The organism is Oryzihumus sp. (assembly GCF_036391795.1).
Taxonomy (GTDB): domain Bacteria; phylum Actinomycetota; class Actinomycetes; order Actinomycetales; family Dermatophilaceae; genus Oryzihumus.
In genome coordinates this window covers 1-13,890 of sequence record NZ_DASVZH010000098.1, presented here as the reverse complement: position 1 = coordinate 13,890, position 13,890 = coordinate 1, and the positions used below count along the sequence as shown (strand labels likewise).

The following is a 13,890-nucleotide window of genomic DNA, read 5'->3' as shown; positions in this document are numbered from 1 at the left end:
GCCGGGCACGAGCTGCTCGCCGGCTGCGTCGGCTGGCACCGGCGCGAGGCGCGGCCGGCGTGGTGGGAGTTCTTCCGCTACCGCGACCTCGACACCGAGGAGCTCATCGAGGACGCCACCGCGATCGGCGCGCCGGGGGAGCCCGAGGCCGTCCGCGACGTGCTCAGCAAGACCGGCCGGGTGACCTCCCGGGTCTGGCGCTACCCGTTCCCGCCGCAGGACTGCAAGCTGCGGGTCGGCGACTACGTCCAGGACGTCGACACCCAGGCCAGCGTCGGCAAGGTCTGCGACTACGACCCGATCGAGGGCTGGATCGACCTGTCCATCGGGGTCAAGAAGGAGCCCGCGCTCGTGCGCGGCTTCGGGCCGCCTGGACCGCTCAACGACAAGGTCCTGCGCGAGTCGATCGCCGAGGTCGGGCGCGCCGCACTGGCGGGGGAGGACTCCATGGGCGCGCGTCTGGTCCGTGGCGTCGTGCCACCGGCGGAGGTCCTGGCTGCGCGGCCGGGCGAGGCGCCCAAGGACGTGGTCGTCCGCGTCGGGCTCGGGCTCACGGGGGAGGTGCTCGCCGTCCAGGGCCCGCCCGGCACCGGCAAGACGTATGCCGCGTCGCACCTCATCCGCGCCCTGTTGGCCGCGGGCAAGAAGGTCGGAGTCACGGCTCTCTCGCACGCGGTGATCCGCCACGTCCTCACCGAGGTCGGCGAGCCGGCGATGCACAAGGTCTCCGAGCTGCCCGAGGGCGAGCCCGTTGACGGCTGTGTCCGGCTCATCACCGACAACGGCGAGGCGGCCGACGCGCTCGCCAGCGGTCAGGTCCAGCTGCTCGGGGGCACCGCCTGGCTCTGGGCGCGCCCTGAGATGCGCGAGGCCGTGGACGTGCTCGTCATCGACGAGGCCGGCCAGTTCTCCCTGGCCAACGCCGTCGCGGTCTCCTCGGCCGCGACCTCCCTGGTCCTGCTGGGCGACCCGCAGCAGCTGACCCAGCCGACGCAGGCCACCCACCCCTACGGCGCGGGCGTCTCCGCGCTGGAGCACCTCATCGGCGAGCACGACACCGTGCCCGAGGACCGCGGTGTCTTCCTCGGCACGACGTTCCGCATGCACCCGGAGGTGACACGGTTCGTCTCCGAGCTGTCCTACGACGGGCGCCTGGAGGCGGCACCGGACCGTGAGCGCCAGGCCATCTCGGGGACCGGCGCGCTCTCGGGAGCCGGCCTGCGCTGGGTGCCCGTGGTCCACCACGAGCGCGAGGCGACCAGCATCGAGGAGGCAACCGTCGTCGCGGCACTCATCGAGGACCTGTTGACCCGCTGCTGGACCGACCCCCACGGCGTGACCCGCCCGCTGACCGTCGAGGACGTCCTCGTCGTCGCGCCGTTCAACGCGCACGTGGCGACGCTGCACGCGGTGCTGCCCGACGGCCTACGCGTCGGCACGGTCGACAAGTTCCAGGGGCAGCAGGCGCCGGTGGTCATCTACTCCATGGCCAGCTCGAGCGCGGCGCTCGCGCCGCGGGGCGTGGATTTCCTCTTCGACCTGCACCGGCTCAACGTCGCCCTGTCGCGGGCCAAGGCGCTGAGCATCGTCGTCGCCAGCCCCGAGCTGCTCAACGCCGAGGTGCACACCCCCGAGCAGCTGCGCGCGGTCAACGCGCTGTGCCGCTATGTCGAGGAGGCCGAAGCGGTCGCGACCCACTGAGGTCCTCCGCGGCGGAGGTCAGCAGGTCACACTCACCGCCGGCGAGGTGTCACGTCCGAGGCTGGCGCCGTTGACTCGTGACCGGGCGACCGCGCGGAAGGTGATCGTCGACAGCACCCCGGGACACTGGATGGGCTGCGAGGAGCGCGTCGAGCTCGCAGTGTGGTGCTCGGTGCCGCTCTCGGCGTAGCGCTGCGCGCCGCGCCACGACCCTCCCGCGAAGTACTCCACGGTCACCCAGGTCCAGATCGAGTTGGCGACCTGGTCGCAGTCAACGCGGACCGTGGCCACGACCACGCCTCCCGACTTGGCCGGCGGGTCGACCGTCTGCATGCATGACGGTGGCGGGGGTGACCCCGGCGCCCCCAGTGCCTGCTCGGGCGCGGAGACAGCCAGCGCGCCGGCGACCGCGAGCGCCGCAACGGCCGCCGCCGCGCGTCGACGGACCGGGTGCCGCGAGATGCGGGTCGCCGTGGTGCCCATGCCGTCCTCCGGTGCGGGGCAGGTGGTCGCTCCGGATCTCACGGTAGGTCCGTCCGCCGGGAAAAGCACTCGGCAGGCGGGGTGAGACCTGCCTACGCCGGCTCCGCCGGACTGCGCAGCACCCGGCGCTGACGCCCCATCGGCGCCTCAGCGGCGGATGACCACCTTGAGGGCCTTGGACTCCGCCGCGTGACCGAATGTTTCGTACGCCTCCATCATCTGGTCGAAGCCGAAGTGGTGGGTGGCGAACTTCTCCGCCGCGAGCTTGTGCTGGGCCACCAGCTTCAGCAGCATCGGCGTGGTCGAGGTGCTGACCAGGCCCATGGTGATCGACAGGTCCATGATCCACAGGTCCTGCAGCGCGAGCTGGACCGGAGTGCCGTGGACCCCCACGTTGGCGACGTGCCCGCCGGGCCGCACGATCCTGGTGCAGGCCTCGAACGTGGACGGGATGCCCACGGCCTCGATCGCGACGTCCACGCCCATCCCGTCGGTCATCGCCTTGACCTGCTCCGCCCAGTCCGCCGCGCTGCTGTCCACGGTGTCCGTGGCGCCGAACGTCAGGGCCTGGTCGAGCCGGTTGGCGTCGAGGTCGAGGGCGATGATCCGCGCGGCGCCGTAGAGGTTCGCCGTCATCATCGCGGCGAGCCCGACCGGGCCGGCGCCCACCACGGCGACCACGTCGCCGGGCTTGACCTGGCCGTAGCGCACGCCGATCTCGAAGCCGGTGGGCAGGATGTCGGACAGCATCACCGCGGCCTCGTCGCTGACGCCCTCGGGCACCTTGTAGACGGAGTTGTCCGCGAACGGCACCCGCACCAGCTCGGCCTGGGTGCCGTTGATCAGGTGCCCGAAGATCCACCCGATCCCGCTCGCGCCCTCCTCGGCCAGGCAGTGCGCGTAGAGACCCTGGTGGCAGTAGGAGCAGGCCCCGCAGGCGCTGATGCACGAGATGATCACCCGGTCGCCGACCGCCACGCTCGAGACCGCGGAGCCGACCTCGGTCACCGTCCCGACGCCCTCGTGCCCGAGGATGCGCCCGTCGGTCACGGCCGGGACGTCGCCCTTGAGGATGTGCAGGTCGGTGCCGCAGATCGTCGTGGTCTCGACCCGGACGATGACGTCGGTCGGGTCGATGATCACCGGGTCCGGGACCTCCTCCCACGCCTTCTGGCCGGGTCCGTGGTAGACGAGTGCCTTCATGGTCTGTGTCCTCCCTCGATGGTCCCCCGGGCAGGAGCCCGAGCCGGGCCCGCCGGACCTCACTCTGGCCGCGCCGGGAGGACGCCGGTAGGGCGCAACGTCCCAGCGCGCCACCCCCAGCGCGCCGCGGGCGCGCGGAACGCGCAGGCCGGCCACCCGACATACCGGGAGAGGCAGCCGGCCACCCGGCATACCCGCAGAGTCACCGGGCGCAAGGGACCTTGGGCACTCATCCCCGGCCCCGGACGGGGTGTTTGCTCGACGGTGGGGTGAACCGGGGTGGCTCCCTCCACGCGGCACGAGACCGGAGGAGCTCGCATGAAGAACGGCAAGTTCGTGATGGACGCGCACACGGGGTACTGGGACGCGAGCCCGGAGAACACGAAGAACAAGTACGGCGACGCCTTCATCGAGACGTTCTACGCCTTCCACACCGGCTTCAACCCGATCGGGCAGCCGCAGTGGACCATGGACTACGAGAAGACGTTCCGCAAGGTCGACCCCGACTGGTACCTCGACACCGTCTTCGTCCAGGGCGACGCGGACATGGCGATCCTGTCCACGCAGGTCCTCATGGACTTCTACAAGACCGGGTTCGTCAACCCCGAGCGCAACGCCGAGCTGGTCAAGCGCGCGCCGAACCGGCTGATCGCGCTCGGCGGCATCGACCCGCGCTCGCCGGACGCGCTCGAGCAGGTCGACCACCAGGTCAAGGACCTCGGGATGAGGGGCTTCAAGTGGTACACCGCCGAGTGGCGCGGGGAGTCGCGCGGCTGGAAGGCCAACGACCCCATGGTGTTCCCGCTCTATGAGCGCTGCATCGAGCTCGGCATCACCAACATGCACTTCCACAAGGGCCCGGCCGTGGAGCCGCTGGCGCTCGAGCGGTTCGACGTCCGCGACATCGACGAGCCGTCCACGCTCTACCCCGAGCTGAACTTCATCGTCGACCACTGCGGCCTGCCCCGGCTGGACGACTTCTGCTGGCTCTCGGCCCGCAGCCCCAACGTCTACGCCTCGCTCGCCGTGGCGCTGGCGTTCGTGCACAACCGGCCGCGCTTCTTCGCCAACGTCATGGCCAACCTGCTGTTCTGGCTCGGCCCGGACCGGATCATCTACGGCACCGACTTCCCGATCTGGTACCCCCAGTGGCAGCTCGACGACTTCATGGCCTTCCAGCTGCCGGCCGACATCGAGGACGAGTACGGCGTGTCCCTCACCGACGAGGTCAAGGAGAAGATCATCGGCGGCAACATCGCCCGGCTCTACGGCATCGACACCGAGGCCAAGCTCAAGCAGCTCAAGGGCGACGACCTCGACGTGCGCCGCGAGGAGCGGATCGCCCACATCCCCGCGCAGACCGCGGGGGAGGCCGCCGAGACCGAGACCGGCGTCGCCGGCACGCCGCGGTGACCGGTATGCCGGGTGCCCCCTTCCCCGTGGACCTGGACGCCGCGCGCGCCGCGGCGGGCAGCGTCCCGGACCCGGAGATCCGCCGGACGCTCGTCGAGCTGGACCTGCTCGACGAGGTCGGCGCCGATGCCGACGGCACGGTGACCGTGCGCTACCACCTGACCTCGCCACTGTGCCCGTCGCCCTTCGCGATCGACATCGGCCGGGAGGTCCGGCGCCGGGTCGAGGCCCTGCCGGGGGTGACCCAGTGCCGCGTGGACATCCGCGACCACTTCATCGCCGAGGAGATCTCCCGGCAGGTCAACGAGGGTCGTGTCACCGCGGCGCCGGCGTGGCTGGGATGACGAGGGCCGGGATGAGCGTGCCCACGGCGGCAGCGCCCGAGGTCGAGCAGGCGGTGCGGGCGGCCCTTTCCGGCCGCCGCGAGTCGGCCCTGCTGGCTGAGCCCTCGGTCATGGCGGTCGCCCGGCTGCTCGTGACCCGCTGCCGCGACGCCGGCATCTGGGTGCGCACCGCGGTCGGCACGCTGGACAGGTTCGCCCGGGAGGTGGCCGGGGGAGACCTGGCCGGGCTGCTGGCGGCCGGTCGCGAGGACGCCTCGGTCGCCCCGCGGTCGCTGGAGGACATCGCACTACGCCACCCCGACCTGACCGCCGGGCAGCTGGCGGCACTGGCCTTCGGCCCCGTGTTGTGGTGGACCGCGGCGGGGGTGACCGTGCCCTGGCGCCCGCTCGGGAGCTCCACCACCGGGTCGGCGGCCGGACCGCTCGAGCGCGGGCCGCATGGTCGCGGGCCGCTTGGCCGCGGATCGCTCGATCGCTGGCCGCTCCAGAGCGAACCGCTGCCGGTCCCCGGCACCGACCCCGACGTGCGGCTGCTGCTGCTGGCCCTCATCGGCACCGGCACCACGGCGCCCGAGCTGCTCGGCATCCGCGTCCGCGACGCCGGGTCCCTGGACGCGGCCGGGCAGATCGTGCCCGATCTGGCCGCCGAGCCGCTGGCGCTCTCCTTCCCCCCGGACGACGGCGGCCCACGCCGGGTGACCTTCCTGCCCCCTGACGCGCGCGTGGCCCTGCTGGCGCGGGTTGCCGAGCGTGGTCCGCTGGCGCCGGAGGACCCACTGCTGCTGCCCCCGGACGCTGCGGCGGCGACCACGCAGGCGGCAGACGCGTGGTCCGCGGCGCTGATCGAGGCGGGCAACGACGTCAACGTCGCCCTGTGCCGGGCGACCGGCGACTTCTTCCGCGAGTGGGGCATGCCCGGTGCCCGCTTCGCCGCGGGCAGCCACTCACAGGTGCCGTTGACCTGACGCTCAGGAATCCGGGGCACGATGCGAGGCGTGGCGCGCACCTCTTTGCGAGAAGCCCCGCCGGAGCACCGCGACCGGCTCCGCCTGTTGTGGCTGCGCGCGCGGGACCAGCCAGGGTGGCTGATCCTGCCGCTGCGGGCGTTCCTCGGCGTGACGTTCACCTACGCGGCGCTGCAGAAGTTCGCCAACCCGGGCTTCCTCGACTCGAGCGACCCGACCTCCATCGGCCGCCAGATGGCGGCGCTGGCGCACAGCAGCCCGATCGGGCCGCTGGTGTCCCTGTCCCTGCACGCCCCGGTCCTGGTGGGCCTGCTCATCGCCACCGGGGAGCTGCTCGTCGGCGTCGCGACCTTGCTCGGCCTGTGGGCTCGCGCGGCCGCGGCGGCCGGCGCCCTGCTGGCGCTCACCTTCTACCTCACCGTCAGCTGGAACACCACGCCCTACTACGTCGGCGCCGACATCGTGTTCGTCTTCGCGTGGTCGGTGATCATCGCCTTCGGCGCCGGGGGAGTGCTCAGCCTGGACGCCTGGCTGGGGAACCGGGCACGCCGCGAGCTGCGGCTGGGGCCCGAGCCGGCCACCGTCGCCGTGACGGTGCCCCGGCTGCGCCAGCTGTGCGCCCGCGGCGGCAAGTGCGGACTGGCGGCGGACGGGCAGTGCACCCGACTGGCGGGGTGCCCCGTCTTCCCCGTCGAGGAGCAGCTGCGCCCCGACGTCCGGACCGAGATCCAGCGCCGCACCGTGGTCAAGGGCGGTGCCGCGGCAGCGGCCGCCGGGACCCTGGCCGTCATGGTGGCGGCACTGACCGCCATGGTGGGCCGCGCGGTCGGCGGCGTGAGCCGCGTGGCCGGCCCGGCGAGCAGCGGCCCGACCAGCGCCCAACCCCCCTCGGGGGCAACGTCGGCCACCGACGTCGGCACCGTGGCCTCGCTGCCCGTCGGCCACGGGGTGTCCTTCACCAACCCCGCTGACGGCAACCCCGGCTGGGTCGTCCACTCCGCGGCCAACACCTTCGTCGCCTTCTCCGCGGTCTGCACCCACGCCGGCTGCCCGGTGCAGTACGACCCCGGCAGCGTCCAGTTCGTCTGCCCCTGCCATGGCGGGGTGTATGACGGTCGCACCGGTCAGGTGCTCCAGGGCCCGCCACCCGCGCCGCTCCCGAGCATCCCCGTCCACGTGGCGGGCGGCCGGATCCGGGTTGGCTAGCAGCCCGGCCAACGCCGATAGTGGCCCGGGACGTGCGGGCTGGATCTGCTGACGGGAGAAGCGGCATGGGGTTGCGCCGGGTGCTGGGCCGGGTCGGCCTCACCGTGCTCGGCGCGCTCGTCGTGGTCACCCTCGCCGCGGCCACCTACGACTGGACCAGCGCCGGGACGGTGCCGGTCCCGCCGCTGGACGAGCACGGCCACACCGTGCGCGCCGGCGGCCTGACCACCCACTACGAGCAGTGGGGACAGAGCGGGCCGCCGGTCGTGCTCGTGCACGGGTTCATGGAGTCCGCCGCGGCGTGGGACCGCGTCGGCCCCGAGCTGGCCGCCGACGGCTTCCGGGTCTACGCCCTGGACGTGCGGGGCTTCGGCTACACCGAGCGTCGTGGCCCCTACACCCTGGCCGGGGACACCGCCCAGCTGCGCGCGTTCCTCACGGCCCTGCACCTCGACACGGCCCACCACAGCTCGCCGGTGCTGGTCGGGCACTCCAGCGGCGCGGCGATCGTCGGCGACGTGGCCCGCACCGACCCGGCGGCGGTGCGCCGCGTCGTGTTCATGGACGGGGACGGCACGCCCTACGGCGTCGGCCCGGGGTGGGTCCACCACCTGTTCGTCGACCCCTACGCCACCGCGGTGCTGCGCCTGGCCACCCGGCACACCGGGTTGGCCGAGCGGGCCTACGCCAGTGCGTGCGGGCCGACCTGCCCGCCGTTCGACCCGCAGCAGTGGCTCACGCCGTTCCGCGTGCCGGGCGCGGAGAGCGCGCTCAAGGCCATCCTGGGCCAGCCCCTGATCGGCCTGACCTACGCACAGGAGCGACAGGTCCATGTCCCGGCCGCCGTCGTCTACGGCAGCCAGGACCCGCAGATGGGACGTGCCAGCGCCACCGCGACCGCGGCGCGGCTGCACACCCACGACGTGGTCCCGATACCGGGAGCCGGGCACCTGGTGATGATCGCGGCACCGCACGCGGTTTCCGTTGTCCTGCAACGGCTTTCACGCTGACCGACCCGAGGGTCACTGGCCGTACGCCCGGGCCACCGGGTCGCCGGCGAACTCGTTCAGCCCGGCGAGGTTCGACCTCGACGGATGCGCCAGCCCGGCCGGCCCGGCGGCGAAGGCGAGCAACAGGTTGGTCAGCTCACCGCCGACGACCCGGGCGGTGGTCGCCGACGCCCCCGCTTCGGGCAGGCCGTACGTGAACCAGTTGCTGCCGGAGGCGAAGACCCCGGCGCCGGAGGCCACGGTGTACCACGCGCTGTCGGCGAAGCTCGCGACGCCGCGGCAGGTGACCGGCGAGTGGGTGAGCACCTCGATGCCGGCCGGGGTGGGCACCCCGGGGTTGACCCGGTCGTACTCCGGCCCGACCAGGTGCGGCAGGGCGAGACCGGTGCTCGCCCCCGTGCCGGCGAACACCCAGTTCTCGGGGTCCGTGACCACCATCGGCGCGCTGACCGGGTTGCACTCGTAGAAGACGCCCGTGAGCACGCTCTCCGGCCGGGGCACCGGCGGTTCGCGCCAGTTCACCGTCACCTCCGCGTCGTGGACGCCGAGCATCGGGTCCGACGGCGCCTTGTAGTTGACCTCGTCGCGGTCCGGCCCGAAACGCGTAGGCGCCAGCCGGATGTGCCGGAACACCGCGTTGGCGCCGAGGAAGGCCACGTTGACGCCCGCATCCCTGGCCCGGGTCACCTCGCTGCGCATGGCAGTCGACCAGTACTCGTCGTGGCCCAGCGTCACCACCGCGCGGGCGCCGGTCAGCAGCGTCGGCACGGCGTGCAGGTCGATGTCGGTCGCGTACGCCAGCGGCAGCCCGAGCCGCTCGGCGTGGGCGATCGTGGGCAGGTCGAGCTTGAGGAACTGCCCCGACCCGTCCCCGTCGTACGGCCGGTCGAAGGTGACCACCCGCGACCGGCTCGCGAAGTCCGCTGTGCCGCCCGGGCCGTTGTAGAGGTCGTAGCCGCCCCACTGGTTGTAGGCCTGCCACGTGGTCACGTCGTCGACCAGGACGATCCGGCCCGTGGTGTCGGGGGAGCGCACCGTGAGCGGGACGAACCGCTGCCCCGCCGCGCTGTCCAGCCGCAGCAGGTAGGCCCCCGGCGGCCACCCGGCGGTGGGCACGGAGAGCGACGTCGGCCAGTCGGTCCGGACCGTGTTCGTCACAGGGTCAACGGAATTCGCGACCTGCGGTATGCCGGGCAGCCGGCTTGCCTGCCAGACGCGGGCCCCGCCCGTGGCGCCGTACCAGCCCATGCGGAACGCCGTCACCGACCAGCGAGGGGCCACGCTCGAGACGTGCAGCCCCACGGGCTCACCGGGAAGGACGCTGGTGCGGTCGGCCCACCCCTCGATCGCGTGCTCGGCACCGAGCCGGGTGATCCGCCAGTGCGGGTCCAGCCGGAGCGCGACCGCGGTCCGCCGGGTGTGCGCCGGGTGGCTGTGGGGTGCCACCTGGCCCGAGGTGATCAGCGCCGTCGCTGCCCTGACGGGCGTGGCCACCTGGCTGGCGCAGCACACCGCCAGTGTCAGGAACGCCGCGCCGATCGCCGCCAGAGCCCGCCCCACCATCGCTCCACGCTAGGTCCGGCCGGGGGCCTGCACCTCACCCCTGCGGAGGAGGGGAGACCCGGATGAGTCGGACATATGGGGCACATCTACCCTTGGCGCCCATGACGGCGTCCCTCGAGCAGCAGAAGACGACGACGTTCCGGGAGCGGGTGACCAACCTCCCCAGTGCCAGCCCCCTCAGCAGCTGGCGGCCGCCGAGCCTCACCGCCATCACCGAGGCGACGCGCACCCGCGTGCCCGCGGTCGCCGCCGCGACGCGGGACCGCGTCCCGGCCCTGGCCGCGGCCACCCGCGAACGCATGCCGGCCGCGCCGACCCGTGAGGACCTCAGCCGCTGGGGGACGGCCGTCGCGTCGTGGCGGCCGCCGAGCTGGTCCACCGTGCGGGCAACGACCGTGGCGCTGTTCCACATCGCCGGGGTCGAGGGCTTCGCGGTCGAGCGCACGATCGTCGACCTGTGGGACGTCGACGAGGTGACTCCGGAGGACGCGCGACAGCTGGTGCACGACGCCTTCGCCCGCGACAAGGCCGACCGCCTGGTCGTGCTCAACGCCGACCCGGTGACGGCCGACCGCATCGCCGACGCGGCCGCGGCCCGCGGCGCGGCCTACCGCACCACGGTCTCGATGCGCCTGGTCGACCTCCTGCCGTTCGACTGAGGCAGCCGGGCAAGCAGCCCACCACCAGGTCGAGCTGCGCAGGCGCTCGCGGGGCAGGCCCGTCGCCTCCGGCGGTGGGGCCGCCTACGGCACGAGGATGCCGCGGCCCCGGAGCCGGCCGGCGTCGAGGTCGTCCATCGCGTCGTTGACGGCGTCCAGCGGGTAGGTGTGGGTCAGCATGTGCACGTCGCCGGCGGCGTTGAGGGCCATGAGCTCCACCAGGTCGTTGTAGCTGCCGACGAGGTTGCCGACGACGTTGCGCTCGGTGGAGATGACGTCGATCGCCGGGATCTCCACCGTGCCGCCGTAGCCGATGACGAAGTCGCTGCCCGCGCGCCGGGTCATCGCCCAGCTGTCGCGCTCGGCGCCCCGCTCGCCGACGAAGTCGAGGACGACCTGGGCGCCGTGGCCGTCGGTCAGCTCCAGCACCCGCTCGACGTGCTTGCCGTCGACCACCACGGTCTCGTCCGCGCCCCAGTCCCGGGTCAGCGCCAGGGCCTCCTCGTTGGCGTCGAGCACCACGACACGGGTGGCGCTCATCGCGCGCAGGCACTGGATCCCGATGTGCCCCAGCCCACCGGCGCCGACCACCACGCAGGTGCTGCCGGGATACAGCAGTGGCAGCGCCTTCTTCACCGCGTGGTATGCCGTGAGGCCGGCATCCGCGAGGGCCGCCACCGAGGCGGGCTCCACCCCGGGCGCCAGCTTGACCACGGACCGCGCCGAGGTGTGGAGGAGCTCGGCCATGCCGCCGTCGGTGTCGATCCCGGGGAACCGGCTGGCCTCGCAGTGCACGTCGTCACCGGAGCGGCAGGCCCGGCAGAAGCCGCAGGTGATGAGCGGGTGCAGGATGACGGCGTCGCCGGGGGAGAGGTGCTCGACCGCCGGGCCGACGGCGTGGACCCAGCCGGCGTTCTCGTGGCCCAGCGTGTAGGGCAGCGGCACGTTGCTGCGGTCGGCCCACTGGCCCTCGACGATGTGCAGGTCGGTGCGGCACAGCCCGGCGCCGCCGACCCGGACGACCACATCGAAGGGGCCGGTCGCCTCGGGGTCCGGCACCTCCTCGACGGCTGGGCGCTGGTGGTAGCGGTGCAGTCGTACGGCCTTCATGGTGGCTCCCCTCCCGGTTGGGCGACGCGTATGGACGCCGCGCAGGGCGGCCCCGGTGGTCGCCCACAGTCCCTTCCGCACACAACCACGACCTCCGCCGCCCCGCCAGTGACCCAAGGCCCTTCCGGGTGAGGGACCGCGCCCCTGAAAGTCGGGATGACGGCACCGACCAAGGAGGGGCAGGCCATGGCCACACGCACACCCGAAGAGGTCTTCGCGCACCACGGGCAGGCGCTCGGCGCCGAGGACCTCGAGGACATCGTCGCCGACTACAGCGACGATGCGATCCTCGTGGTGCAGAAGAAGGTCTACCGGGGCAAGGACGGCGCACGTCAGGTCTTCACCCAGCTGCTGGGCGACGTGCCGCAGGCGCAGTGGGACCTGACCACGGTGTTCGCCGACGACGTGCTCTACCTGGAGTGGAAGGCGACCGGCGGCGGCCGCAAGGTCGAGGACGGCATCGACACGTTCATCTTCCAGGACGGGCAGATCCGCGTGCAGACGGTCGTCTACACCGTGCAGCAGGCCTGATCGGCGACCAGACTGGCCGACACGGCATACCCGCGGTCACCGGCGCCGGGGGCCGCCGGCGCCGACCGTCCTCGCCGGCTGAGACGGCGGTGGTCACACCTCGACGGCTGCGGGACCATGGGCAGCGATGTTCTCGAACGTCACGCCGTTGACCGACTTCGTCGACTGGGCCCGCAGGAGCGGCCTGGAGATCGTCCTGCTCGTGACCGGGGCGCTCCTGCTGACGCGGTTCGCGACGTGGGCCGGGGACCGGATCACGCAGCGGATCGACGAGAACGCCGCCGAGACCGACTCGCTCGTGCGGTCCGAGGCCTCCAAGCACCGCCACGCCCTCGCCCAGGTCATCACGTGGGCGACACTGGTGGTCATCTACTGCGCCACCGCGGTCGGCATCGCCCAGCGCCTCGGCGTCCCCGTCACCGGGCTGGTCGCCCCGGCCGCGGTCGCCGGTGTCGCGCTCGGCTTCGGCGCCCAGCGCGTCGTGCAGGACCTGCTCGCCGGCTTCTTCATCATCACCGAGAAGCAGTACGGCTTCGGCGACCTCATCCGCCTCAGCGCCCCCGGCATCTCCGACCCCGCCATCGGCACCGTCGAGGACGTCACGCTGCGCATCACCACGATCCGCACCGCCGACGGCGAGGTGGTCATCACGCCGAACGGCCAGATCACCCAGGTCACCAACCTCTCCCGCGACTGGGCCCGCTCCGTGGTCGACGTGCCGGTCCCCGCGACCGCCGACGTCAACCGGGTCAGCGACCTGCTGCACCGCATCGGCGAGGACGCCTTCGGCGACCCGACGCTGCAGCAGCTCATGCTCGACCCGCCGGCGATCATGGGCGTGCAGAGCATCGACGTCGACCGCGTCTCGATCCGGGTCGTCGCCCGCACCCTGCCCGGCAAGCAGTTCGACGTCGGCCGGGCACTGCGGGCTCGCATCGCGTTCGGCCTGCTGCGCGAGGGCATCAACGTCTCCACCGACCTCGACACCGCCGAGCCGACCAGTGCCGCCACCGGCGTCAACACCCCGACGAGCACCCAGAGCGGCTCCGGCGCCGACTGATGTCCCACCTCCGCGCCGTCCGCACCTCGACGTGGGTGCTGCTCGCCATCTTCCTGGTCACCCTCACGACCTACGTCCTCGTCCGCCCGCCGCCGCCAGGATCTCCCGCCCGCACCCAGGTCACCCCTGCCACGGAGTCCCCGGCGACCCCGACCCGCACCACCACCCGGACCCGCACGCCCACGCGGACCGCGACCACCACGGAGCGCACGACGACCCGGACGTCCACGACAAGGACCAGGGCGCCGACCCGCACCACGTCGAGCACGACCACCACGACCGGTCAGGCGTCCAGCTCGACCGTGACCACCGTGCCGGCACCGACCTCCTCGGTGCCGGCCAGCGGCCCCACCCCATAGCTGTCTCAAGATTGGACAAGTCCCAGCGATTCGCCGGGTCCGGCTGCGCCCGCGGGAGTACGGTTCGCGAGCATGGGGGACCTCCTCGCCGGGCCATACCTGGCGGCGTGCGGCCTGCTCGTCGCAGCGGGCCTGCCCAAGCTGCGTGACCCGCTCCCGCTCGTGCGCGCGCTGCGCTCGGTCGGGCTCCCCATCGGCGCCACCATCGGCCGCGCCTCAGCCACCACCCGCGCGCTTGCCGCCGCCGAGGTCGTCCTCGGCATCGCCGCCATCGCCCGGCCGG

15 protein-coding genes are annotated in these 13,890 nt (G+C 73.0%); 11 read left to right on the top strand and 4 right to left on the bottom strand.

The window, feature by feature from the left end; genetic code table 11:
• Positions 1-1,701, top strand: a 1,701-nt coding sequence (locus VF825_RS05850; RefSeq protein ID WP_331111112.1) for a DEAD/DEAH box helicase, incomplete at its 5' end; no start/stop codon positions are given.
• A gap of 18 nt (positions 1,702-1,719) precedes the next feature.
• Here the strand turns inward: VF825_RS05850 and VF825_RS05845 are convergent.
• Together VF825_RS05845 and VF825_RS05840 are read right to left on the bottom strand one after the other, a co-directional pair.
• A complete protein-coding gene (locus VF825_RS05845) occupies positions 1,720-2,226 on the bottom strand; it encodes a hypothetical protein (RefSeq protein ID WP_331111110.1) in 507 nt (168 codons plus the stop codon).
• A gap of 105 nt (positions 2,227-2,331) precedes the next feature.
• Complete coding sequence (locus tag VF825_RS05840; RefSeq protein WP_331111109.1) at positions 2,332-3,387, bottom strand: zinc-dependent alcohol dehydrogenase family protein; 1,056 nt, start codon at positions 3,385-3,387, stop codon at positions 2,332-2,334.
• Between the two features lie 318 nt (positions 3,388-3,705).
• Between VF825_RS05840 and VF825_RS05835 the strand changes: the two genes are divergently transcribed.
• The 5 genes from VF825_RS05835 to VF825_RS05815 all read left to right on the top strand — a co-directional run bounded on the left by VF825_RS05835 (position 3,706) and on the right by VF825_RS05815 (position 8,325).
• A complete protein-coding gene (locus VF825_RS05835; RefSeq protein ID WP_331111107.1) occupies positions 3,706-4,800 on the top strand; it encodes an amidohydrolase family protein in 1,095 nt (364 codons plus the stop codon).
• A 5-nt stretch (positions 4,801-4,805) separates the two neighbouring features.
• Entirely contained in the window at positions 4,806-5,144 is a 339-nt protein-coding gene (locus tag VF825_RS05830; RefSeq protein ID WP_331111105.1) for a metal-sulfur cluster assembly factor, read from the top strand.
• A gap of 11 nt (positions 5,145-5,155) precedes the next feature.
• Complete coding sequence (locus VF825_RS05825; RefSeq protein ID WP_331111103.1) at positions 5,156-6,109, top strand: hypothetical protein; 954 nt, start codon at positions 5,156-5,158, stop codon at positions 6,107-6,109.
• Between the two features lie 30 nt (positions 6,110-6,139).
• A complete protein-coding gene (locus VF825_RS05820) occupies positions 6,140-7,315 on the top strand; it encodes a Rieske 2Fe-2S domain-containing protein (RefSeq protein WP_331111101.1) in 1,176 nt (391 codons plus the stop codon).
• A gap of 65 nt (positions 7,316-7,380) precedes the next feature.
• The gene (locus VF825_RS05815; protein WP_331111099.1) at positions 7,381-8,325 is read left to right on the top strand and encodes an alpha/beta hydrolase; all 945 of its coding nucleotides are present in this window, start codon (positions 7,381-7,383) and stop codon (positions 8,323-8,325) included.
• A gap of 12 nt (positions 8,326-8,337) precedes the next feature.
• Here VF825_RS05815 and VF825_RS05810 read toward each other — a convergent pair whose 3' ends face one another.
• Positions 8,338-9,888 (bottom strand): N,N-dimethylformamidase beta subunit family domain-containing protein, encoded by a 1,551-nt coding sequence (locus VF825_RS05810; RefSeq protein WP_331111096.1) that lies wholly within the window; start codon positions 9,886-9,888, stop codon positions 8,338-8,340.
• A 101-nt stretch (positions 9,889-9,989) separates the two neighbouring features.
• Here VF825_RS05810 and VF825_RS05805 point away from each other — a divergent pair, with 101 nt between their 5' ends.
• A complete protein-coding gene (locus VF825_RS05805) occupies positions 9,990-10,547 on the top strand; it encodes a hypothetical protein (RefSeq protein WP_331111094.1) in 558 nt (185 codons plus the stop codon).
• Positions 10,548-10,631: 84 nt separating this feature from the next.
• Here the strand turns inward: VF825_RS05805 and VF825_RS05800 are convergent, their stop codons facing one another.
• Positions 10,632-11,657, bottom strand: coding sequence for an NAD(P)-dependent alcohol dehydrogenase (locus tag VF825_RS05800; RefSeq protein ID WP_331111092.1), 1,026 nt, complete (start codon positions 11,655-11,657; stop codon positions 10,632-10,634).
• Between the two features lie 186 nt (positions 11,658-11,843).
• Here VF825_RS05800 and VF825_RS05795 point away from each other — a divergent pair, with 186 nt between their 5' ends.
• The 4 genes from VF825_RS05795 to VF825_RS05780 all read left to right on the top strand — a co-directional run.
• Entirely contained in the window at positions 11,844-12,188 is a 345-nt protein-coding gene (locus VF825_RS05795; RefSeq protein ID WP_331111090.1) for a nuclear transport factor 2 family protein, read from the top strand.
• A 127-nt stretch (positions 12,189-12,315) separates the two neighbouring features.
• Entirely contained in the window at positions 12,316-13,248 is a 933-nt protein-coding gene (locus VF825_RS05790) for a mechanosensitive ion channel family protein (RefSeq protein ID WP_331111087.1), read from the top strand.
• Positions 13,248-13,607 (top strand): hypothetical protein, encoded by a 360-nt coding sequence (locus tag VF825_RS05785; RefSeq protein ID WP_331111085.1) that lies wholly within the window; start codon positions 13,248-13,250, stop codon positions 13,605-13,607. The genes VF825_RS05790 and VF825_RS05785 overlap by 1 nt, the downstream gene beginning before the upstream one ends.
• 72 nt (positions 13,608-13,679) lie before the next feature.
• The coding region (locus tag VF825_RS05780; protein WP_331111083.1) for a hypothetical protein at positions 13,680-13,890 on the top strand (211 nt) is incomplete at its 3' end.

Excerpts from the sequence above, each read along its gene's own strand:
- VF825_RS05805 (WP_331111094.1), top strand. The coding sequence starts at position 9,990 with ATGACGGCGTCCCTCGAGCAGCAGAAGACGACGACGTTCCGGGAGCGG.
- VF825_RS05840 (WP_331111109.1), bottom strand. The coding sequence starts at position 3,387 with ATGAAGGCACTCGTCTACCACGGACCCGGCCAGAAGGCGTGGGAGGAG.
- VF825_RS05785 (WP_331111085.1), top strand. The coding sequence starts at position 13,248 with ATGTCCCACCTCCGCGCCGTCCGCACCTCGACGTGGGTGCTGCTCGCC.
- VF825_RS05825 (WP_331111103.1), top strand. The coding sequence starts at position 5,156 with ATGAGCGTGCCCACGGCGGCAGCGCCCGAGGTCGAGCAGGCGGTGCGG.
- VF825_RS05810 (WP_331111096.1), bottom strand. The coding sequence starts at position 9,888 with ATGGTGGGGCGGGCTCTGGCGGCGATCGGCGCGGCGTTCCTGACACTG.
- VF825_RS05835 (WP_331111107.1), top strand. The coding sequence starts at position 3,706 with ATGAAGAACGGCAAGTTCGTGATGGACGCGCACACGGGGTACTGGGAC.
- VF825_RS05795 (WP_331111090.1), top strand. The coding sequence starts at position 11,844 with ATGGCCACACGCACACCCGAAGAGGTCTTCGCGCACCACGGGCAGGCG.
- VF825_RS05830 (WP_331111105.1), top strand. The coding sequence starts at position 4,806 with ATGCCGGGTGCCCCCTTCCCCGTGGACCTGGACGCCGCGCGCGCCGCG.
- VF825_RS05815 (WP_331111099.1), top strand. The coding sequence starts at position 7,381 with ATGGGGTTGCGCCGGGTGCTGGGCCGGGTCGGCCTCACCGTGCTCGGC.
- VF825_RS05790 (WP_331111087.1), top strand. The coding sequence starts at position 12,316 with ATGTTCTCGAACGTCACGCCGTTGACCGACTTCGTCGACTGGGCCCGC.
- VF825_RS05800 (WP_331111092.1), bottom strand. The coding sequence starts at position 11,657 with ATGAAGGCCGTACGACTGCACCGCTACCACCAGCGCCCAGCCGTCGAG.